At 72.6% G+C, this 20,662-nt stretch carries 21 protein-coding genes, 1 tRNA gene and 1 riboswitch; of the genes, 7 read left to right on the top strand and 15 right to left on the bottom strand.

Annotated features, from left to right (window positions below; translation table 11 throughout):
- Window positions 1-199 precede the first annotated feature (199 nt).
- Together ACZ56B_RS05200 and ACZ56B_RS05195 are read right to left on the bottom strand one after the other, a co-directional pair.
- The gene (locus ACZ56B_RS05200) at window positions 200-718 is read right to left on the bottom strand and encodes a DUF2267 domain-containing protein (RefSeq protein ID WP_468786425.1); all 519 of its coding nucleotides are present in this window, start codon (window positions 716-718) and stop codon (window positions 200-202) included.
- A gap of 112 nt (window positions 719-830) precedes the next feature.
- A complete protein-coding gene (locus tag ACZ56B_RS05195) occupies window positions 831-1,289 on the bottom strand; it encodes an Hsp20/alpha crystallin family protein (protein WP_468786421.1) in 459 nt (152 codons plus the stop codon).
- 227 nt (window positions 1,290-1,516) lie between these two features.
- Between ACZ56B_RS05195 and ACZ56B_RS05190 the strand changes: the two genes are divergently transcribed.
- A complete protein-coding gene (locus tag ACZ56B_RS05190) occupies window positions 1,517-1,819 on the top strand; it encodes a hypothetical protein (protein ID WP_468786419.1) in 303 nt (100 codons plus the stop codon).
- A 145-nt stretch (window positions 1,820-1,964) separates the two neighbouring features.
- Here the strand turns inward: ACZ56B_RS05190 and ACZ56B_RS05185 are convergent, their stop codons facing one another.
- Together ACZ56B_RS05185 and ACZ56B_RS05180 are read right to left on the bottom strand one after the other, a co-directional pair.
- Window positions 1,965-3,422 carry an MFS transporter gene (locus tag ACZ56B_RS05185; protein ID WP_468786417.1) on the bottom strand — a complete coding sequence of 486 codons (1,458 nt, stop codon included), beginning with the start codon at window positions 3,420-3,422 and terminating at the stop codon, window positions 1,965-1,967.
- A 101-nt stretch (window positions 3,423-3,523) separates the two neighbouring features.
- On the bottom strand, window positions 3,524-4,867 hold the full coding sequence (locus tag ACZ56B_RS05180; RefSeq protein WP_468786415.1) for a DUF445 domain-containing protein: 1,344 nt from the start codon (window positions 4,865-4,867) through the stop codon (window positions 3,524-3,526).
- Window positions 4,868-5,110: 243 nt separating this feature from the next.
- On the opposite strand from ACZ56B_RS05180, the gene ACZ56B_RS05175 reads away from it, so the two are divergent.
- On the top strand, window positions 5,111-6,472 hold the full coding sequence (locus tag ACZ56B_RS05175) for an SGNH/GDSL hydrolase family protein (protein WP_468786413.1): 1,362 nt from the start codon (window positions 5,111-5,113) through the stop codon (window positions 6,470-6,472).
- A gap of 45 nt (window positions 6,473-6,517) precedes the next feature.
- On the opposite strand, the gene ACZ56B_RS05170 is transcribed toward ACZ56B_RS05175, so the two are convergent.
- The 4 genes from ACZ56B_RS05170 to ACZ56B_RS05155 all read right to left on the bottom strand — a co-directional run bounded on the left by ACZ56B_RS05170 (window position 6,518) and on the right by ACZ56B_RS05155 (window position 10,061).
- Window positions 6,518-7,303, bottom strand: coding sequence for a DUF1707 SHOCT-like domain-containing protein (locus ACZ56B_RS05170; RefSeq protein WP_468786411.1), 786 nt, complete (start codon window positions 7,301-7,303; stop codon window positions 6,518-6,520).
- Between the two features lie 34 nt (window positions 7,304-7,337).
- Complete coding sequence (locus ACZ56B_RS05165; protein ID WP_468786409.1) at window positions 7,338-8,348, bottom strand: ABC transporter ATP-binding protein; 1,011 nt, start codon at window positions 8,346-8,348, stop codon at window positions 7,338-7,340.
- Window positions 8,349-8,413: 65 nt separating this feature from the next.
- Window positions 8,414-9,178 carry an ABC transporter permease gene (locus tag ACZ56B_RS05160; RefSeq protein ID WP_468786758.1) on the bottom strand — a complete coding sequence of 255 codons (765 nt, stop codon included), beginning with the start codon at window positions 9,176-9,178 and terminating at the stop codon, window positions 8,414-8,416.
- Between the two features lie 82 nt (window positions 9,179-9,260).
- Window positions 9,261-10,061, bottom strand: a complete 801-nt coding sequence (locus ACZ56B_RS05155) for an ABC transporter permease (RefSeq protein WP_468786407.1) — start codon at window positions 10,059-10,061, stop codon at window positions 9,261-9,263.
- 275 nt (window positions 10,062-10,336) lie between these two features.
- Between ACZ56B_RS05155 and ACZ56B_RS05150 the strand changes: the two genes are divergently transcribed.
- Window positions 10,337-12,715: a transglycosylase domain-containing protein gene (locus tag ACZ56B_RS05150; protein ID WP_468786405.1), complete on the top strand. Its 2,379-nt coding sequence runs from the start codon at window positions 10,337-10,339 to the stop codon at window positions 12,713-12,715.
- Between the two features lie 68 nt (window positions 12,716-12,783).
- On the opposite strand, the gene ACZ56B_RS05145 is transcribed toward ACZ56B_RS05150, so the two are convergent.
- The 3 genes from ACZ56B_RS05145 to ACZ56B_RS05135 all read right to left on the bottom strand — a co-directional run bounded on the left by ACZ56B_RS05145 (window position 12,784) and on the right by ACZ56B_RS05135 (window position 14,036).
- Window positions 12,784-13,104, bottom strand: coding sequence for a DMT family transporter (locus ACZ56B_RS05145; protein ID WP_468786403.1), 321 nt, complete (start codon window positions 13,102-13,104; stop codon window positions 12,784-12,786).
- Between the two features lie 33 nt (window positions 13,105-13,137).
- Window positions 13,138-13,208, bottom strand: a riboswitch (guanidine-III (ykkC-III) riboswitch).
- Window positions 13,209-13,305: 97 nt separating this feature from the next.
- Window positions 13,306-13,608, bottom strand: coding sequence for a GroES family chaperonin (locus ACZ56B_RS05140; RefSeq protein ID WP_468786756.1), 303 nt, complete (start codon window positions 13,606-13,608; stop codon window positions 13,306-13,308).
- Between the two features lie 98 nt (window positions 13,609-13,706).
- Window positions 13,707-14,036 carry a DUF3618 domain-containing protein gene (locus tag ACZ56B_RS05135; protein ID WP_468786401.1) on the bottom strand — a complete coding sequence of 110 codons (330 nt, stop codon included), beginning with the start codon at window positions 14,034-14,036 and terminating at the stop codon, window positions 13,707-13,709.
- A 139-nt stretch (window positions 14,037-14,175) separates the two neighbouring features.
- Here ACZ56B_RS05135 and bcp point away from each other — a divergent pair, with 139 nt between their 5' ends.
- On the top strand, window positions 14,176-14,643 hold the full coding sequence (bcp, locus tag ACZ56B_RS05130) for a thioredoxin-dependent thiol peroxidase (RefSeq protein ID WP_468786399.1): 468 nt from the start codon (window positions 14,176-14,178) through the stop codon (window positions 14,641-14,643).
- A gap of 491 nt (window positions 14,644-15,134) precedes the next feature.
- A tRNA-Leu gene (locus tag ACZ56B_RS05125) sits at window positions 15,135-15,217 on the top strand.
- 44 nt (window positions 15,218-15,261) lie between these two features.
- Here the strand turns inward: ACZ56B_RS05125 and rdgB are convergent.
- The 4 genes from rdgB to ACZ56B_RS05105 all read right to left on the bottom strand — a co-directional run bounded on the left by rdgB (window position 15,262) and on the right by ACZ56B_RS05105 (window position 17,576).
- Window positions 15,262-15,864 carry an RdgB/HAM1 family non-canonical purine NTP pyrophosphatase gene (rdgB, locus tag ACZ56B_RS05120; RefSeq protein ID WP_468786397.1) on the bottom strand — a complete coding sequence of 201 codons (603 nt, stop codon included), beginning with the start codon at window positions 15,862-15,864 and terminating at the stop codon, window positions 15,262-15,264.
- Between the two features lie 118 nt (window positions 15,865-15,982).
- Window positions 15,983-16,381: a hypothetical protein gene (locus ACZ56B_RS05115; RefSeq protein ID WP_468786395.1), complete on the bottom strand. Its 399-nt coding sequence runs from the start codon at window positions 16,379-16,381 to the stop codon at window positions 15,983-15,985.
- Between the two features lie 138 nt (window positions 16,382-16,519).
- Entirely contained in the window at window positions 16,520-17,257 is a 738-nt protein-coding gene (gene rph / locus ACZ56B_RS05110; protein WP_468786393.1) for a ribonuclease PH, read from the bottom strand.
- Window positions 17,258-17,342: 85 nt separating this feature from the next.
- Window positions 17,343-17,576 (bottom strand): PTS sugar transporter subunit IIB, encoded by a 234-nt coding sequence (locus ACZ56B_RS05105; protein ID WP_468786391.1) that lies wholly within the window; start codon window positions 17,574-17,576, stop codon window positions 17,343-17,345.
- A 183-nt stretch (window positions 17,577-17,759) separates the two neighbouring features.
- Here ACZ56B_RS05105 and ACZ56B_RS05100 point away from each other — a divergent pair, with 183 nt between their 5' ends.
- Window positions 17,760-19,067 (top strand): PTS transporter subunit EIIC, encoded by a 1,308-nt coding sequence (locus tag ACZ56B_RS05100; RefSeq protein ID WP_468786389.1) that lies wholly within the window; start codon window positions 17,760-17,762, stop codon window positions 19,065-19,067.
- A gap of 232 nt (window positions 19,068-19,299) precedes the next feature.
- The gene (locus ACZ56B_RS05095) at window positions 19,300-20,550 is read left to right on the top strand and encodes a PTS transporter subunit EIIC (protein WP_468786387.1); all 1,251 of its coding nucleotides are present in this window, start codon (window positions 19,300-19,302) and stop codon (window positions 20,548-20,550) included.
- Window positions 20,551-20,662: the final 112 nt, after the last annotated feature.

Genomic DNA, 20,662 nt, shown 5'->3' with positions numbered 1-20,662 from the left:
CCTCTCCCGAACGTCTTCTGGGGGGAGGATGGTCGCCGCCTTTTTCCTGGGGGGGGGGGGGGGGGGGCCCCGGCGGGGGGGCCCCCCCCCCCCCCGGCCCCGGCGGCCCCGGTGCGGGCGGGGCCGCCGGGGGCCGGCTCCGGCGGGTACGGAAGGGGGATCCGCGGCGGTCGCTCCGCCGGGGCCGGGCCCGGGGCGGTCACTCCGCCGGGGCCAGCTCCGCCCGGCCGAAGAGCAGGGCGTAGCCCGGCGGCAGCTGGTCCAGGACGCGGGTCACCAGGTCGTCGTCGACCCGTTCGGCCAGGACGCTCAGGACCGAGCTGACGTCCCAGCGGGCCGTGGCCGGGGTCGCGCCCTCGATGCGGGCCGCCACCGAGTCGACGAACTCCGCGGCCGTCAGCTCGCGGGTCGCCGGGACCTGGGACGCGACCACCCTCGCCGCCTCCTCGGGCAGGGCGCGGGCCAGGTCGACGCGTTCGTCGCCGACGACGTGGCCGCCGAGCGCGGAGAGGACGATGCGGGTGACGCTCTCCGCCTCCGACCGGGTCGGGTACTGGCCCGCCTCCCGTACGGCGTCGACCAGTTCGTGCCAGTCGCGGCGGTCGCCGGTGTCGCCGCGGAGGGCGTGCGGGGCGCGGTCCGGGGACGAGGGCGCCTCACCCGGGACGCCCCCTCCCGGGTTCAAGAGTGCGGGCTTCTGCGGCGTCAGCGTGGTCATACTGGCTCGCTCCTCTCCTTCTCCTGGGCCCCCGTCGCCCTCCGGCCGGACGGGCGCGGGGATGCGCCCCGCGGACGGCCGGGTCCGCGGGACGCGTGGTGTGCGGGGGTTGTCAGTCGCCGATCTGCTTGCGGTCGTCGCCGCCGGTGATCCGGATGCGGCGCGGCTTGGCCTGCTCGGCCATCGGGATGCGCAGGGTCAGGACGCCGGCCTCGTACGACGCGCCGATGCGTTCCGTGTCCAGGGTGTCCCCGAGGAACAGTTGGCGGGTGAAGGTGCCGGTGGGGCGTTCGGCGATCACCGGCTCCGCGCCTTCGGGGACCGGGGAGCGGCGTTCGACGCGCACGGTGAGGACGTCGCGCTCGACGTCCAGCTCGATCGCCTCGGGGTCGGCGCCGGGAAGGTCGAAGTGGACGATGAGGTCGTCCCCCGCCCGGTAGGCGTCCATCGGCATGGCCGACGGGCGGGCGGCGGCCGTGCCGAGGGCCTGCTGCGCCAGTCGGTCGAGTTCGCGGTAGGGGTCTCCCCTGCTCGAGCGCAGCCGAGAGCTCGGGGAAGGATCGGTACGCATGAGCATCACGGCTTCACCCCTCTCTCCTGGTGCCTTCGTGCGATGCCCCACGTTCGCTTTCTTATATAGCTCGAAAGAGAAAAGTTGACAAGCCTCGACTCATCTTGCTCCGGGCCACCCCGTCCCCGTCCACCGGGTCCTGGCCGCCGGGGCCGTCGCCCGGGGCGTTAACCTCGGAGTTCGTGAGACCCCGCCCCCGTGGGGGCAGTGGCGGAAGGCAGGCAGGCATGGCGAAGGTTCCGAGTTCCGTGGTGGCCGCGAGCGGACTCGTCGGCGGGTACGGCGTGGCCCGCTGGACGCGGAAGCGACAGCTGGGCGGGGTCGTCCTCGCCGCCGCCGGGGCCGCCGCCGCGCGGCAGTGGCGCCGGCAGGCCGGCGGGAGGGCGGCGGGGGCGCTGTCGGCCGCGTACGTCGCCGCCTTCGCGGGATCGCATCCGCTGGCGAGGAAGGTCGGCGCCTGGCCCGCCGTGTTCGGGGCGGCGGGGGCCGTGGCGCTCGCCTCGTGGGCGGTCGCCGACCGGCGCGGCTGAGACGTCCCGGCCGGGACCGGCCGGTCCCGGCCGGGAGCGGACCCGATCGAGAACGGACCCGGACCGGGGCGGACCCGGCAGGGGCGGGCCGGCCGGCGTGGTGAGGCCGGCCCGCCGCCCGCTCCCGTCGGGTACGCGCGGCCCCTTACGACTTCGTCACGGAGAGCGGGGTGGCGATGTCCTCCAGGGAGCGGCGTTCCGCGTTCACCGCGAGGAAGGCGGCCACGACGCCCGCCGCGCACATCAGGCCGGCGCCGATCTGGAAGGCGAGGACCGTGTCGCCGACCACGCCCGTGTTCGTGAGCTCGGCGAAGATCAGGGGGCCGCTGATGCCGCCGGCGGCGGTGCCGATGGCGTAGAAGAAGGCGATGGACATGGCCCGGGTCTCCATCGGGAAGATCTCGGAGACCGTGAGGTAGGCGCTGGAGGCGCCGGCCGAGGCGAAGAACAGCACCACGCACCAGCAGGCCGTCATCGTGGCCGCGCTCAGCGAGCCCCGGTCGAACAGCCAGGCCGTGCCGAACAGCAGCGCGCCGGAGAGCAGGTACGTCCCGGAGATCATGATCCGGCGGCCGACCGTGTCGAACAGCTTGCCGAGCAGCAGCGGGCCCAGGAAGTTGCCGACCGCGATGACGGCGAAGTAGTAGCCGGTGTGGCCGGACGGGACGTCGAAGAACCGGATGAGGATCGCGCCGTAGCCGAAGGTGATGGCGTTGTAGAGGAACGCCTGGCCGATGAAGAGGGCGAAGCCGAGGGCCGAGCGCTTGCGGTACTTGGCGAAGACGGTGCGGGCGATCTCGGTGAAGGTGGTGCGCCTGCGCTGGCGGATGGTCATCTCGGTCTCGGCGCGGGGCAGCGGCTCGCCCTTCTCGGCCTCGATCCGCTCCTCGATGGAGGAGACGAGCCGCTCGGCCTCCTCGTCCCGGCCGTGGATCAGCAGCCAGCGCGGGCTTTCGGGGACGTGGCGGCGGACGAGGAGGATCACCAGGGCGAGGACGGCGCCCAGGGCGAAGGTCAGCCGCCAGCCGACGTCCGCCGGGAAGATCGACGTGTCCAGCGCGACGATCGACAGCAGCGCGCCGGCGACCGCGCCCAGCCAGTAGCTGCCGTTGATCACCAGGTCGACGCGTCCGCGGTAGTCCGCCGGGATCAGCTCGTCGATCGCGGAGTTGATGGCCGCGTACTCGCCGCCGATGCCGAAGCCGGTGAGGAAGCGGAAGAGGAAGAACCACCAGGTGTCGAAGGCGAGCGCGGTCAGGGCGGTGGCGCCGAGGTAGACCGCGAGGGTGATCAGGAACAGCTTCTTGCGGCCGTAGATGTCGGTCAGCCGGCCCCAGAACAGGGCGCCCGTGCAGGCCCCGATCACGTAGAGGGCGGCGGCGATGCCGGTGACCTGGCCGGAGGTGATGTCCAGCCCGCTGCCGGGCTCGGAGAGCCGGCCGGCGACGTTGCCGACGATCGTCACCTCCATCCCGTCGAGGATCCACACGGTCCCCAGGCCGATGACGATCGACCAGTGCCAGCGCGACCAGGGCAGGCGGTCCAGCCGGGCGGGAATGGTGGTGGTGACGGTGCGGCCGGTCCCGGCCTGCGCGGTGGTCATGGGCGCCCTCCTCGACGAAGTGACCACCGTCGTGTGCCCCGGGGCGGGCTTCTTCACGCTCCGCCCGCCCTCCTCCCCGTCCGCCTCCCGTCCGCGCCCCGCTACGCCCCCAGCGCCCGCGACACCGCGTAGATCAGCAGGCCGGCCAGGGAGCCGACGACCGTGCCGTTGATGCGGATGAACTGCAGGTCGCGGCCGATGTTGGCCTCGATCTTCTTGGTGGTGTGCTCGGCGTCCCAGCTCGCCACCGTGTCGGTGATCAGGGAGGTGATCTCCTTGCGGTAGGTGGTGACCACGTACACCGCGGCGCTCTCCAGCCAGCCGTCGACCTTGCCCTGCACCTTGGGGTCGCCCGCCATCCGGGCCCCCAGCGACAGCAGCGAGGCGCGCACCCGCAGCCGCAGCTCGCTGCGCTCGTCCTCCGCCGCGGAGACGATCATGGACCGTACGGCGGTCCACACGGAGGCGATCAGGTCCTGCACCTCGTCCCGGTGCAGGATCTCGCCCTTGAGGCGTTCGATCCGGGCGCGGGTGTCGGTGTCGGACTGGAGGTCGGAGGCGAAGTCGGTGAGGAAGCGGTCGAGGGCGTCGCGCGCGGGGTGGGCGGGCATGTCGCGCATCTCGGTGGTGAAGCGCAGCAGTTCCTTGTAGACGCGCTCGCCGACCTTGCGGTCCACGAACCGGGGGGTCCAGCCGGGCGCGCCGCCCTGCACGGCGTCCATCACGGAGTCGCCGTGCAGCACCAGCCAGTCGTGCGCCCGGGAGACGATCACGTCGACGGCCCGCCGGTGGCCGCCGTCGGCGACGATCCGCTCCAGCAGCTTGCCCATCCCGGGCGCGATCTCCTGGGCGTCGGCGCGGCGCGTGATGGCCTCGCCGACCACCGCCTGGACGTCGGAGTCGCGCAGCACGGCCAGCGCGCCGCGCAGGGCCGCGGAGAGTTCGGCGGTGACCCGGTCGGCGTGTTCGGGGACGGACAGCCAGGCGCCGAGCCGGCTGCCGATGCCGACGGCGCGCAGCCGCCCGCGCACGACGTCCTCGGAGAGGAAGTTCTCCCCGACGAACTCGCCCAGGGAGACGCCGAGCTGGTCCTTCTTGGTGGGGATGATCGCGGTGTGCGGGATGGGCAGGCCGAGGGGGTGGCGGAAGAGGGCGGTGACCGCGAACCAGTCGGCGAGCGCGCCGACCATGCCCGCCTCGGCGGCGGCGGAGACGTAGCCCGCCCAGGCGCCGGCGCCCCGGTGGGAGGCCCACTCGGCGAGGACGTAGACCACGGCGACGAACAGCAGCAGTCCGGTGGCGGTGAGCTTCATCCGGCGCACTCCGCGCCGCTTCTCCTCGTCCGCGGGGCTGAACGCCGTCATCGCGCGGTTCGTGACGGCGCCGGGGCGGGCGGGCCGCCCGGTGTCCCGCTCCCCGGCCCGTGCCGTTCTCGTCCGTTCCATCCGCCGTCCCATCCGCTCCGCCCGTCAGGTGATCAGGTGATCGGGTGACCAAGTGATCTCTCAGGTGATCCCTCACACATTGTCCCTTCCTGACCGACTCCCGGAACGGAACGGGAGTTCCCGGCGTCTGTCCGGAAGGGGGACCGGACCCCGGTCCTGCCGCCCCTCCCCCCGCCCGTGGTGCATCATGGGCCGGTCGGACCGGAGCCTCGGGCTCCCGTCTCCCGAGGAGAACGGAACAGCATGACCCGGGGTCATGACGGGGGCGTGGGAACGCCTCCCGCCAAGCACCGCGCCCTGCTCGCCGCGGTCGTCGCCGCGATCGTGGCCCTGTCCGCCGGCATCTACGCCGGAGCGGCCTCCGACGACGGCACGCGCGCGGGCGCCGCCACCGACGGCCGCGCCCGCGGCAATCCGGCCGCGCCCGCCTCCACCGGCACCTGGGTCGGCTCCTGGGCCGCGTCCCCGGTCGGCGGCGAGCCCGGCACCGGGGCGGCCCGGCCGGGCGGCCGCTCGGTGCGCAACGTCGTCCACACCAGCGTCGGCGGTACGAGTGCCCGCGTCACGCTGTCCAATCTCCACGGCCGGTCGCCGCTGACCGTCACCCACGCCTCGATCGCCGTCGCCGCGGGGCCCGGCACGGCCGCGGCGCTCCCCGGGACGCTGCGCCCGCTCACCTTCGCCGGCGCCCCCGCGGTCGTCGTCCCGGCCGGCGGGCAGGTGGTGAGCGACGCCGTGCGCCTCGCGGTGCCGCAGGACGGGGACGTCCTGGTCACCACGTACTCCCCCGTCGAGCCCGGGCCGGTCACCCACCACCCGCACGCCCGCCAGGTCTCCTACGTCGCCGACGGCGAGCACACCCGGGACACCACCGGGGTGCCGTACACCGGGCGGAGCACCGCCTGGCGGTACCTGACGGCGCTGGACGTGCTGAGCAACGAGGCGGACGGCACGGTCGTCGTCCTCGGCGACTCGCTCACCGACGGCGTCACCTCCACCACCGGCGCCAACACCCGCTGGCCGGACGTCCTGTCCGACCGGCTGCGCGAGGCGCTCGCGGCCCGGCGCGACCTGCCGCGCCACGGCGTCGTCAACGAGGGCATCAGCGGCAACCGGATCCTCACCGACGGCCCCGGCCGGCCCCCGGAGAACCCCAGCGGCCTGAACCGCTTCGACCGCGACGTCCTGGGCCGCCCCGGCGTCCGGGTCGTCGTGGTCGCCCTCGGCGTCAACGACATCCTGCGCCACCCCGGCACCGCCGACCCGGACCGGATCGTCGCGGGGATGAGGGCCCTCGTCGCACGGGGCCACGCGCGGGGCCTGAAGGTCGTCGGCGCGACGCTGATGCCCTTCGGCGGCCACCGCGGCTACACCGACGCGCGCGAGGAGGTGCGGCGGCGGATCAACGCGGAGATCCGCGCGGGGCGCGTCTTCGACGCGGTCGTCGACTTCGACGAGGCGCTGCGCGACCCCTACGACCCGCGCCGCCTGCGCTCCGACTACGACTCGGGCGACCACCTCCACCCGAGTGACAAGGGGTACGCGAGGATGGCCGAGGTCTTCGACCTGGACGACCTGAAGGGCGGGGCGCCGGCGCGGCTGTAGGCGGCCCGCCGGGGGCGGGCCCCGCCCCCGGGCCCCCGGGCGTGCTCAGCGCTCGTCCCGCTCCTCGTGGCGCGTCCGGGGCCGGCCGTGCAGGTCCAGGTGGTGCAGCGGGTCGTGGTGGCGAGAGGCGCCGCCGAGCTGCTTGCGGACCTCCTTGCGCTCCAGCTTCTGGCGGCGGCGCTCCTCGCGCAGGCGCTGCTTCTCGGCGCGGGGCAGCTTGCGCTGGACGCCGACGCCGCCCCAGAAGGCGAAGCCCGTGATGATCACGCGCGGGGCGCCCGGCTCCCCCGGCTCGCCCTCCTCCCGGTGGTCGAAGCCGCCCATGACGCCGATGCCGCGCACCACGACCTCCACGCCGGGCGGCACGATGACGTCCACCCCGCCCATGATCGCCACGGCGTTGATCACGACCTCGCGGTCCGCGAAGTTCGCCTCGCGCAGGTCGATCTCCCCGCCGCCCCAGAACGCGAAGCAGTTGAAGCGGCGCGGCGCCGTCCAGTGCCCCCTGCGCTGGAAGCCCGACATGACGGCCACGGCCCACGTCGAGGTGCCCTCGTCGTCGCCGCCGACGATCCGGCCCGACCAACCCCCCTCCCGGGCGGGTTCCTTGACGAGGGAGACGGCGGGGCCGGCCGCGCCCCGGGCGGCCGGCAGGTCACGGGTGAGCGGCGCCAGTTCCCCGTACGTCCGCGCCCGGTACGTCGCGTCCAGCCGCTCCTCGAACTCCTCCATGTCCAGCCGCCCCTCCGCCAGGGCGTCCCGCAGGACGTCGGCGACCCGTTCACGGTCGGCGTCGGAGGCACGGAGGTCCGGGGCTGCGTCGTCGGTCATACCCAGCAGCCTACGAGTTGTCCGCCGGGCACGGCTACGAGACCGTCCGCCCGGACCGCTCCGGCGGGGTTCCGGGGGCGCCGCCCGGCCCGTGCAGCATCCTCGCGATCACCGTCTCGATGTCCGGCTCCCGCACCGACAGGTCGGCCAGCGGGTACCGCTCGGCGATCCACGCCACGAGCGGGGCCGCCGACCCGGACGCCGGGAACGCCAGCCACTGCCGCGGCCCCTCCACCCGCACCACCCGGGCCGGCGCCGGCGCGTCGACCGGCGGCAGCTCCCGCTCCAGGTCCACCACCAGCGTCCGCTCGCTCTCCCCCACCTCGTGCAGCCCGGTGAGCGGCCCGTCGTACACCAGCCGGCCGTGGTCGATGACCATCACCCGCGAGCACAACTGCTCGATGTCCTGCAGGTCGTGCGTGGTCAGCAGCACGGTCGTGGAGCGCTCGGCGTTCAGCTCCCGCAGGAAGGACCGCACCCTGGTCCTCGACACGACGTCCAGGCCGATCGTCGGCTCGTCCAGGTACAGCACCTGGGGGTCGTGCAGCAGCGCCGCCGCGATGTCGCCGCGCATCCGCTGGCCGAGGGAGAGCTGGCGCACGGGCACGTCCAGCAGGCCGCCGAGGTCGAGGAGGGCGACCAGCCGGTCGAGGTTCTCCCGGTACCGGGCGTCGGGGATCCGGTACATGCGGTGCATCAGCCGGTACGAGTCGATCAGCGGCAGGTCCCACCACAGCGTCGTCCGCTGCCCGAACACCACCCCCATGCGGTGCGCCAGCCGCGTCCGCTCCCGGGAGGGGTCGATCCCCGCCACCCTCAGCCGGCCGCCGCTCGGGGTCAGGATGCCGGTCAGCATCTTGATCGTGGTCGACTTGCCCGCGCCGTTCGGGCCGATGTAGCCGACCATCTCGCCGCGCGCCACCGTGAAGGAGATCCCGTCGACGGCCCGCACCCGCCGCCGCTCCCGCCTCAGGAAACCGGTCCTCCTGCGCACCTCGAAGACCTTCTCCACGCGGTCCAGCTCGATGAACGCGTCCGCCGTCATGACCGTCCCCACTCCCGTGCTCCGTCCCCACTCCCGTGCTCCGCCCCGGCTCCCCGCGCCCCGGCCTAGCTCCCCGTGCTCCGGTACGACCGCAGGCCGGCCCGCCACGCCACCCCGGCCAGCGCGCCGCACCCCGCCGCCACCAGCGGCGCCGCGAAGGCCGCCCCGTCCGGCAGCCCCAGCGGGTACGGGCGCCCCAGCACGTGGGCCGCCGGCACCCAGTTGACGAAGGCGAGCGGCAGCACGAACGTCACCCCGCGCACCAGCTCACGGCCGAACACGGTCGGCGGGTACTGCAACAGCGTGGTGCCGCCGTACGTGAACGCGTTCTGCACCTCGGCGGCGTCCTGCGCCAGGAACTGGAAGGCCCCGCCCGCCACGAACAGCGAACCGAAGATCACCGCGCCGCTGACCAGCGCCACCGGGACCAGCAGCACCTTCGCCGCGGTCCAGTCGACGTCGACCGCCGCCAGCGCCCAGCCCAGCACCGCCGCCCCCTGGACGCCCCGGCCCAGGCGGCGCAGCGCGAAACGGTCCGCGGCGACCTGGGCGAGCACCGGCGCGGGCCTCACCAGCAGCACGTCGAACGAGCCGTCGCGCACCCGGCCGCCCAGCGAGGCCACCGAACCGAGCGCCAGCTGGGCGATCCCGAACGCCGTCACGGACAGCCCGTACAGGAAGGCGACCTCCGGCAGCGTCCAGCCGCCGAGCGCGTCGACCTGCGAGAACATCAGCAGGATCCCGACGAAGTCCAGCCCCGTCAGCAGCAGGTTGCCGCACACCGTGAGGACGAAGGAGGCACGGTAGGCCAGGGTGGAGCGGATCCACATCCCGGCGATCAGCCGGTAGGCCCGCAGCCCCTCCGCCACCCGCGGGGCCCCCCGCGCTCCCGGGGCCTCCCGCACCGGGACCTCAGCCACCCTGCACCACCACCCGCCGCGTCGCCGCCGACTGCACCAGCCGGCCCGCCGCCAGCAGCGCCACCGCCCACGCCCCCTGGAAGGCCCACGCCCCCAGCGGAGCCGCCTCCCCCATCAGCACGTCCGCCGGCACCTGGAGCTGCGCCGCCCACGGCAGCGCCCGCACGACCTCGCCGAAGGCGCCCGGGAAGGCGTTCAGCGGCAGGGTCATGCCCGAACAGAAGACCCCCGTGACCGCCAGGGCCAGCACGACCCCCTGGCCGTCCAGCAGCCAGAACGCGCTCAGCGCGAACAGGTAGCGGATCGCGAAGCTGACCACCACCGCCAGCAGCAGCGTCACCAGGAACGCCCCCCACCGGGCGACGTCCCCGGGCAGCGCCGTCGGGAAGACCAGCGCGCCGAACGCGAACGGGACCACCCCCCGCCCCAGCAACTGGAACGCCGACCGCCCCGCGTCGCTCGCCAGCCACCACAGCTGCAGATCGACCGGCCGGTACAGGTCGACCGCGACCTCACCCGTACGGATGCGTTCCATCAGGTCGGTCTCGAACCCGCCGCCCTGGACCGCCAGCATCGCGAACAGCGCCTGCCCCAGCCACACGTACGTGACCGCCTGCGCCTGCTCGTACCCGCCGAGGCCGGGCCTGGCCTCCCACAGCGCCAGATACGTGTAGGCCATGATCAGCCCGAAGGCGGTGTTGGTGAACACCCCGGCCGCGGTGGCCGCCCGGTACGTCGCGTACCGCCGGAAACCCCCCACCGCGACGGCCAGGTACAACCGCCCCGATCCCACGCCCCCACCTCCTCCCGCACCCGGCGCCAAAGACGCAGGAGCCTACTGAGCACGGCGGAGCACCCGCCACGCATTTTCCGGCGATCCGCGGGCACGGGAACACGACCGGCAGGGCCATCCGTGTGACGGGGCGCGTGCACGCGCGGTGCGCGCCGCCGGTGGGGAACCGACCGCCGGATGCGACAGTCTGCACCATCGGATGCGACAGTCTCCCCTAAGAGGAGCGCATCAGACGTACGCGCACGAACGAGGCGAAACAGGAGTCCGAGCACGACATGAGCGACGAGCCGCAGCCGCAGCAGACCGAAGGGGGCCGGACACCGGAAGAGCCCCGGGCGGCCGACGCCCCCCGGCGCCCGGCCGGGGACGCGGGCGAGGACGGGCGCACCGGGTGGCGCCGGCTGGTCCCCACCTGGCGCATGGTGCTCGGCACCTTCCTCGTCGGCGCGCTGCTGCTCTTCGGCGGCTTCCTCCTCGGCTACACGCTGGTGCAGATCCCCTCCGCCAACGCGCTCGCCGTGCAGCAGGCCAACGTCTACCTGTACGCCGACGGCACCGTCCTCGCCCGCGACGGCGAGGTCAACCGGGAGAACGTCGGCCTCGACCGGATCTCCAAGGACGCCCAGCACGCCGTCCTGGCCGCCGAGGACCGCGACTTCTACAGCGAGTCCGCCGTCGACCCCTCGGCCATGGTCCGCGCCGCCTGGAACACCGCCACCGGCAAGGGCAAGCAGTCCGGCTCCACGATCACCCAGCAGTACGTGAAGAACTACTACCTGCGCCAGGAGCAGACCCTCACCCGCAAGGTGAAGGAGTTCTTCATCGCCATCAAGCTGGACCGCGAGCAGACCAAGGACGAGATCCTCGAGGGCTACCTCAACACCAGCTACTTCGGCCGCAACGCCTACGGCATCCAGGCCGCCGCCCACGCCTACTACGGCATCGACGCCAAGGACCTCGACGCCGGCCGCGCCGCCTACCTCGCCGCGCTCGTCAACGCCCCCAGCAAGTACGACGTCGTCGCCCACCCGGAGAACCGCGAAGCCGCCGAGGACCGCTGGAACTACGTCCTGGACGGCATGGTCGACGAAGGCTGGCTCAGCCCCTCCGAACGCGCCGGCATGCGGTTCCCGGCGCCCAAGGAGGCCACCCTCTCCACCGGCCTGTCCGGCCAGCGCGGCTACCTCGTGAACATCGTGAAGAACCACCTGGTCGAGAACGGGATCGTCGACGAGGAGTCACTCGACGCCGGCGGCTACCGCATCACCACCACCCTCCACAAGGACAAGCAGGACGCCTTCGTCGACGCCGTCAACGACCAGCTGATGGACCGGCTCGACAAGGAGAACCGCGAGGTCGACACCTACGTCCGCGCCGGCGGCGCCTCCATCGAACCGAAGACCGGCAAGGTCGTCGCGATGTACAACGGCATCGACTACGTCCAGCAGTACACCGCCAACGCCACCCGCCGGGACTACCAGGTCGGCTCCGCCTTCAAGCCGTTCGTCCTCGCCGCCGCCGTCGCCCACGGCTCCCGCACCCAGGACGGCCGCCCCATCACCCCGAACACGGTCTACGACGGCACCGACCAGCGCCCCGTCCAGGGCTGGAGCGGCAGCCGCTACGCCCCCGAGAACGAGGACAACGTCGACTACGGCGACATCACCGTCAGCGAGGCCACCGACAAGTCGGTGAACGCCGTGTACGCGCAGATGGCCGTGGACGTCGGCGCCGACAAGGTCAAGCAGACCGCCGTCGCCCTCGGGCTGCCCCCCACCACCCCCGAACTCCACCCCTCCCCGTCCATCGCGCTCGGCGTGGCCACCGCCAGCGTCCTGGACATGGCCCAGGCGTACGCGACCCTCGCCAACCACGGCGAGTACGGCACGTACACGCTGGTCGAGAAGATCACCAGGAACGGGAAGGAGACGGTGGACCTGCCCGAGCGCGAGACCCGCCAGGCCGTCAGCCGCCAGGCCGCCGACACCACCACCCACGTCCTGCGCGGCGTCGTCCAGAACGGCACCGCCACCGCCGCCCTCACCGCGGGCCGCCCCGCCGCCGGCAAGACCGGCACCGCGGAGGAGGACAAGGCCGCCTGGTTCGCCGGCTACACCCCCGAGCTGGCCACCGTCGTCGCCGTCATGGGCCAGGACCCCGACACCGCCGCGCAGAAGCCGCTCTACGGCGCCATGGGCCTGCCCCGCGTCAACGGCGGCGGCGCCCCCGCCGAGATCTGGGGCCAGTACACCCGCGAGGCCCTCGAGGGCGAGCCGGTCCAGAACTTCGACCTCCGGCTCCAGGCCGGCGCCGACCGGCCCCGGCCCTCCGCCGACACCACCGGCACCGGTCCCGCCCCCGGCGACCCGACCGGCGGCACCCGGGAGACGCCGGAGGAGGGGACGCCGGACCGGACCCCCGGCACCACCCCGGGACAGGACGAAGGACGGACCGACGGCGGGACGCAGGGACAGACCGACGGCGGCCCCGGCGGCAGCCCGGACGACGGCGGAACGACCGACGGCGCCGGCGCGGACGGCGGCGCCCCCGGCGGCGAGGCCGGCGACACGGGGGGCGACGGCGGCGGCGACGACCGCCGGAGCGGCATCGGCGGCCTGACCGGCGCCCTCACCGGCAGCCGGGGACGGGACTAGGCAAACCGGTCGCCCGGCCACCCGGCGAGCGGGCGACCGGGCGACCGGTGAGCGGTGAGCGACGACCGTCAGTGGCCGGACGTCGCCTTCAGGCCCACCACGGCGACCACCAGCAGACAGATGAAAAAGATCCGGGCGGCGGTCACCGGCTCCCCCAGCACCGCCATGCCCAGCACCGCCGCCCCGGCCGCGCCGATCCCCACCCACACGCCGTAGGCCGTACCGATGGGCAGCGTCCGCGCGGCGTACGACAGCAGCAGCATGCTTCCCACGATGCCGGCGCCCGTGAGGACACTGGGCACGAGCCGGGTGAACCCCTCGGTGTACTTGATGCCGATCGCCCAGCCGACCTCCAGCAGACCGGCCACGATCAACAGGACCCACGCCATGACAGGCACCTCCGGGACACGAACGGAAACGGGGGTGCGTCGTCTTTTCCTTCCCCCGGTACGGCGCGTCTCGTCGGGGCCCCGGAACTCCCGCCCGGGGCCCTCCACTCTAACCAGGACATCCCGAAAAGGGCTGGTGACCATGGTCACCAGCCCCTTCCCCGGCTCCTTCGCGGAACTACGGAACCGGAATCAGCGGAATCACAGGTACAAGCCGGTCGAATCCTCCGAACCCTCGAACCGGTCCGCGGCCACGGCGTGCAGATCGCGTTCCCGCATCAGCACGTACCCGACGCCCCGCACCTCGACCTCCGCCCGGTCCTCCGGGTCGAACAGCACCCGGTCACCCGGCTCCACGGTCCGTACGTTCTGTCCCACCGCGACGACCTCGGCCCAGGCCAGCCGACGGCCCACCGCCGCCGTCGCGGGAATCAGAATGCCGCCCCCGGAACGCCGCTCGCCCTCGTTCTTGTCCTGCCGCACGAGTACGCGGTCGTGCAGCATCCGGATGGGCAGCTTGTCGTGCTGGGAGCCGTGCTCGTTTCTGTTGGCGCTCACGTCCTGAAACCTACCTGCCTCCGCCGCGGCCGCACGCGGGCGGGTCAGCCCCTGCGCCGACGGCCGGTCACCGTCAGCAGCCCGACGACCCCCACCACCAGCAGCGCCGCCGGCACCACCCGCTCCAGCCGGGGCGCGCCCTTCTCGTCCACGAACTGCGCCTTCACGTCGCTCACCACACGGTTGACGCGGACGTAGGTCCGCCCGAGCGTGTGGTCGACGTTGGCGACCACCCTGGCCTTCGCGTCCCCCACGATCGTCTTCGGGTGCACCCGCACACCGATCTCGTCCAGGGTCTCGGCCAGCACCGCACGACGGCGCCTGATGTCCGCCTCGATCTGCGCCGGGGTTCTGGTGTCCGCCGTCTCCGCCACCGTGTCGCCTCCGAAATCCGCTGATACCTGTGCCGGACAGTCTGTCAGCTCCACGCCGCGCCGCACTGTCAGGACCCCCGGTTACCCTCGATCCCGGCACCCGATCCACGCAGCGCGCACGTACGAGGAGACCAGACCGATGAGCGAACGCCTCCAGCCCGGGGACGAGGCCCCCGCCTTCACCCTGCCCGACGCCGACGGCAACGAGGTATCCCTGGCCGGCCACAAGGGCCGCAAGGTCATCGTCTACTTCTACCCGGCCGCGCTCACCCCCGGCTGCACCAAGCAGGCCTGCGACTTCACCGACAACCTCGACCTGCTCGCCGGCGCGGGCTACGACGTGATCGGCGTCTCCCCCGACAAGCCGGAGAAGCTCGCGAAGTTCCGCGAGAAGGAGTCCCTGAAGGTCACCCTCCTCGCCGACCCCGACAAGCGGGTCCTGAAGGCCTACGGCGCCTACGGCGAGAAGAAGCTGTACGGCAAGACGATGGTCGGCGTCATCCGCTCCACGGTCGTCGTGGACGAGGAGGGCAAGGTCGAACGGGCCCTGTACAACGTCAAGGCGACCGGCCACGTGGCCAAGATCATCAAGGATCTGGGCGTCTGATCCCCGCCCCCCGCGCACGGCCCGTACCGCATCACCGGTACGGGCCGCTCCGCATTCCTTACGTGACCGTCCGATAACCGGTTCGTCACTCCGTACGGGGCCGCGAACGGGCGACCGGAAACGGAGGGGAACGGTCCCACCACGGAGCACTTCCCGGGGCGGGCGCACCGACGGGGGAAACCCGGGGCGGGCCTCAGACCTGCTGAGGAGATCCTGGTCGAGCACAGCAGGGAACATCGCACCAAGACCGTGGTGCTCCGCCGGGCACTCCGCGAGATCGGCGTACCGGAGGTGTGCGCCGAGTGCGGTACCGGGCCCGCATGGCCGGGCGAGCCGATGACGTTGGAGGTCGACCACCTCAACGGGGAGCGGCGGGAGAAGCTGCGGTCGCTGTGTCCGAACTGCCACGCAATCACTGGCACCTGGTGCCGCGGCGGCGAGCGACGTTCCTCTCTGATGAGCACCAAGTGACAGGTAGCATGGCCGGGCATGCGGCCGTGTTGGAACGGTAGACAAGCGGCGCTTAGAACGCCGTGGGCGGACGCCCGTGTGGGTTCGAATCCCACCGGCCGCACTTTCACGGAGGGGCCGTCCATGGGGGCGGCCCCTCCGACATTTTCAGCCCAGCAGTTCCCGTACCACCGGCACCAGTTCGCGGAACGCCTTGCCGCGGTGGCTGATGGCGTTCTTCTCGGCCGGGGTCAGCTCCGCGCAGGTGCGCGTCTCGCCCTCGGGCTGGAGGATCGGGTCGTAGCCGAAGCCGTGCGTGCCGGCGGGGGCGTGGCGGAGGGTTCCCCGCAGGTGGCCCTCGACCACGCGTTCCGTGCCGTCCGGCAGGGCGAGGGCGGCGGCGCAGGCGAAGTGGGCTCCGCGGTGTTCGTCCGCGATGTCGGCGAGCTGGGCCAGGAGGAGGTCCAGGTTGGCCCGGTCGTCGCCGTGGCGGCCGGCCCAGCGGGCGGAGAAGATGCCGGGGGCGCCGCCGAGGACGTCGACGCAGAGGCCGGAGTCGTCGGCGACGGCGGGCAGGCCGGTGGCCTGGGCGAGGGCGTGGGCCTTGAGGAGGGCGTTCTCGGCGAAGGTGGTGCCGGTTTCCTTGACGTCGGGGACCTCGGGGTGGGCGTCGGCGCCGACGAGTTCGTGGGGCAGGCCGGCTTCGGCGAGGATGGCCCTCAGTTCGGTGATCTTTCCGGCGTTGCGGGTGGCGAGGATCAGGCGGGTCATGGGGTCCAGTATTCCGGTCCTCGCCGGTCGCTCGGCCGTCGCCGTGTGCCGCGGGGGTCGCGGTGTGCCGCGGGGGTCGCCGTGTGCCGCGGGGGTCGCGGTGTGCTGCGCGGTGGTGCTAGGGGGTGCAGACCTTGGTCAGTTCGCCGGCGGCGTCGGTGACGGGGCCGAGGTCGGGGGTGGTGTCGCCGTTCCGCAGGGAGGTGCGGACGTTGCCGACGGCCCGGTCGAGGTCGTCGACGGCCTTGGTGACGTCGGCGTTGTCGGTCTTGTCGTTGATCTGGTCGAGGTTCTTCTCTATGGACTCGAGGGACTCCTCGAGCTGGGTGACGTCGTTGGAGGCGTTCTCCACGGCCTGTTGCATGTCGGTGACGCTGTCGGCGATGGCGTCGGCGGTCTGGATGCAGTCGAGTGCCTTGTCGACGGCGGCGCAGCCGGTGGTGAGTCCGGCGGTCAGCGCGGCGGCCGCCAGGGTGGCGGCGACGGCTGCGGTGCGGCGTCGGCGGCTCGAGGCCATGGAAGGGTCCCTCCCTCGTCGGGCCGTGGGCCCGGGTCGTCGGCGGGCGCGCGGGGTTGGGCCGTGCGCCCGTACCTGTTCGGACGCGCGGGCGGCCGGCGCGGTTGCCCGCGTCGGCCGTCCGTCTTGGTGCGTCCTTTACTTTCCGACGACGGTACCAAGCGCGGCGCGTTGTGCGGCGGCGAGTTGGGTGCAGCCGGCGACGGCGAGGTCGAGGAGGGCGTCGAGTTCGTCGCGGGCGAAGGGTTCGGCTTCGGCGGTGCCCTGGACCTCGACGAAGCGGCCGTCCCCGGTGCAGACGACGTTCATGTCGGTGTCGGCCTTGACGTCTTCCTCGTAGCAGAGGTCGAGGAGGGGGACGCCGTCGACGATGCCGACGGAGACGGCGCTGACGGTGCCGGTGAGGGGGCGGCGGCCGGTCTTGACGAGTTTCCTGCTCTGGGCCCAGCCGATGGCGTCGGCGAGGGCGACGTAGGCGCCGGTGATGGCGGCGGTGCGGGTGCCGCCGTCGGCCTGGAGGACGTCGCAGTCGAGGACGACGGTGTTCTCGCCGAGGGCCTTGTAGTCGATGACGGCGCGCAGGGAGCGGCCGACGAGGCGGCTGATCTCGTGGGTGCGGCCGCCGATGCGGCCCTTGACGGACTCGCGGTCGCCGCGGGTGTGGGTGGCGCGGGGGAGCATGGCGTATTCGGCGGTGACCCAGCCTTCGCCGCTGCCCTTGCGCCAGCGGGGGACGCCCTCGGTGACGGAGGCGGTGCAGAGGACCTTGGTGTCGCCGAAGGAGACGAGGACGGAGCCTTCGGCGTGTTTGCTCCAGCCGCGTTCGATGGTGACCGGGCGGAGTTGTTCGGGGGTGCGGCCGTCGATTCGAGACATGGCGCCGAGCCTAGCCGCAGGGACGGGAAGGGCCCCTTCCGCGGTGGGGAGGGGCCCTTGGGGGTGAGGCCGGGGTGCCGGCTTCTCACATGAGGTCTTCGATCTCCGCCGCGATGGGGTCGGCGTCGGTGCCGATGACGACCTGGATGGCGGTGCCCATCTTGACGACGCCGTGGGCGCCGGCGGCCTTGAGGGCGGCGTCGTCGACCAGGGCGGGGTCGACGACTTCGGTGCGGAGGCGGGTGATGCAGCCCTCGACTTCCTCGATGTTGTCGATGCCGCCGAGCCCGGCGATGATCTTCTCAGCCTTGCTGGCCATGTTCGTTCTCCCTGATCCGAACCGCTTTGTCGCAGTAACCCACAGTTGGCCCATCTTTGCGAGCGGTCATGTCGTGGGTGCCCGATGATGGCGTCACGACAGCGGAACCGTCCTCCGACTGGTCTACACCACGGGGTTGACTGTCGCCAAACCCGTCGGGGGGAGCCGAGGGAAGGGGGCCGGATGAGTGCCGACAGCCCCGTCGGGGCCGAGCGTGCGGCCGGTCACGCGCGGGAGCGGTGGAACCGGTTGTTCCAGGGGCTGCAGAAGATGGGCCGGAGCCTGCAGCTGCCGATCGCGGTGCTGCCGGCGGCGGGCATCCTCAACCGGCTGGGGCAGCCGGACGTGTTCGGGGACGAGGGGCTCGGCTGGACGGACGCCTCCCGGGTGATGGTGGGCGCGGGCGGCGCGCTGCTGGACGGTTCGCTGGGGCTGCCGCTGCTGTTCTGCGTGGGGGTGGCCATCGGCATGGCCAGGAAGGCGGACGGGTCGACGGCGCTGGCGGCGGTGGTGGGGTTCCTCGTCTACCACAACGTGCTGCGGCAGTTCCCGGAGGACTGCCCCGAGGGGTCGAGGGCGGTGCCGGCGGTCGGCTGCCGGGCGGCCGACGGGACGGTGGCCGCGTTCACGTACCAGAACCCGGGGGTGTTCGGCGGGATCGTGATCGGGCTGACGGCGGCGTACCTGTGGCAGCGGTTCCACCGGACGAAGCTGGTGGACTGGCTGGGCTTCTTCAACGGCCGCCGGCTGGTGCCGATCATCATGGCGTTCGCGGCGATCGTGTTCGCGGCGCTGTGCCTGTGGGTCTGGCCGCCGGTCGGGGCCGCGCTGGAGGGTTTCAGCGACTGGATGAGCGGTCTGGGCGCGTGGGGCGCGGGGGTGTTCGGCGTGGCGAACCGGGCGCTGCTGGTGGTGGGGCTGCACCAGTTCCTGAACGTGCCGATCTGGTTCCAGTTCGGCAGTTACACCAGGCCGGACGGTTCGGTGGTGCACGGTGACATCAACATGTTCCTGGCGGGCGATCCGGAGGCGGGGCAGTTCCTGTCGGGCTTCTTCCCGATCATGATGTTCGCGCTGCCGGCGGCGGCGCTGGCGATCACGCACTGCGCGCGGCCGGACCGGCGCAAGGAGGTCGGCGGCCTGATGCTGTCGGTGGCGCTGACGTCGTTCGTCACGGGCATCACGGAGCCGATCGAGTACTCGTTCCTGTTCGTCGCGCCGGTGCTGTACGCGGTGCACGCGCTGCTGACGGGGGTGTCGATGGCGGTGACGTGGGGGCTGGGGGTGCACGACGGGTTCAGCTTCTCGGCGGGGCTGATCGACTACGTCATCAACTGGAACCTGGCGACGCGGCCGTGGGCGATCGTCCCGATCGGCCTGTGCTTCGCGGTGGTGTACTACGCGGTCTTCCGCTTCGCGATCACGAGGTTCGACCTGAAGACCCCGGGGCGGAAGGCCCGGGAGGAGGTCGAGGACACCACGAAGGCGTGACGGCGGCGCGACCTCTTAGGCTGGGGTCGGCTTCGGGGCCCTCGGACGGTTCGGTCCGGGGGCTTTTCGGCGTGCCGGGAGGGTGGCCGCCGGGTGGTTCCGGGCGGCGCCCGGGGCGGGTACGGTGCGTAGCCCGCCGGTAGCGGGATTGACGGGTTCCTTATACCACTCCATCGTGCTACAAAAGGTCTACACCACTGAGTGGTGTAGACCACCACCCGATGGAGGAAGAATGAGCACCGCCACCGCATCGGCGGCCCCCGCGAAGAAGCGGGGATCCGGCCTCTTCCAAGGCCTGCAGAAGATCGGCCGCAGCCTTCAGCTCCCGATCGCCGTCCTGCCGGCGGCCGGCATCCTGCTGCGGCTCGGCCAGCCCGACGTCTTCGGCGCCGACGGCCTCGGCTGGGACAAGGTCGCGGCCGTGTTCGCCACCGCGGGTGGCGCCATCTTCGACAACCTGCCGATGCTGTTCTGCATCGGCGTGGCCATCGGCTTCGCCAAGAAGGCCGACGGCTCCACGGCACTCGCCGCCCTCGTCGGCTTCCTGGTGTACAGCAACGTCCTGAAGGCGTTCCCCGTCACCGAGGCCAAGGTGCAGGCCGGCGAGGACATAGCCGCGACCTACAACAACCCCGGCGTCCTCGGCGGCATCCTGATGGGTCTGCTGGCGGCGGTGCTGTGGCAGCGCTACCACCGCAAGAAGCTGGTGGACTGGCTCGGCTTCTTCAACGGCCGCCGACTGGTGCCGATCATCATGGCCTTCGTCGGCACCGCGATGGGCGTCTTCTTCGGCCTGGTCTGGGAGCCGATCGGCGAGGGCATCTCGAACGTCGGCGAGTGGATCACCAGCCTCGGCGCCGTCGGCGCGGGCCTGTTCGGCCTGATCAACCGCGCGCTGATCCCGGTCGGCATGCACCAGTTCGTCAACACCGTCTCCTGGTTCCAGATCGGTGACTTCACCAACGCCGCGGGCGAGGTGGTCCACGGTGACCTGAACCGCTTCTTCGCCGGCGACCCGGACGCCGGAATGTTCATGTCGGGCTTCTTCCCGATCATGATGTTCGGTCTGCCGGCCGCCGCCATCGCCATCGCGCACGCCGCCCGGCCCGAGCGCCGCAAGGCCGTGCTGGGCATGATGATCTCCCTCGCGCTGACCTCCTTCGTGACCGGTGTGACCGAGCCGATCGAGTTCGCGTTCATGTTCATCGCCCCGGCGCTGTACGTGATCCACGCCGTCCTGACCGCCCTGTCGATGGCGATCACCTGGGCGCTCGGGGTCCACGCGGGCTTCACCTTCTCCGCCGGCTTCATCGACTACGCGCTCAACTGGAACCTGGCGACCAAGCCCTGGCTGATCATTCCGATCGGCCTGGTCTTCGCGGTGATCTACTACGTGGTCTTCCGCTTCGCCATCGTCAAGTTCAACCTGCCGACCCCGGGCCGCGAGCCCGAGGAGGAGGTCGAGGACACCACGAAGGCGTGAGCCGTCCTCCCCGCGAGGACACGACGGACACGACGGGCCGGGGGGGGGGGGGGGGGGGGGGGGGGGGGGGGGGGGGGGAGGAGGGGGTGGGGGGGGGGGGGGGAAGCGGCGA

The sequence above is a fragment of the Streptomyces sp. NPDC034670 genome (assembly GCF_055574875.1).
Note: the sequence above shows the minus strand (reverse complement) of the source record. Positions and strands in the feature narration are given on the sequence as shown.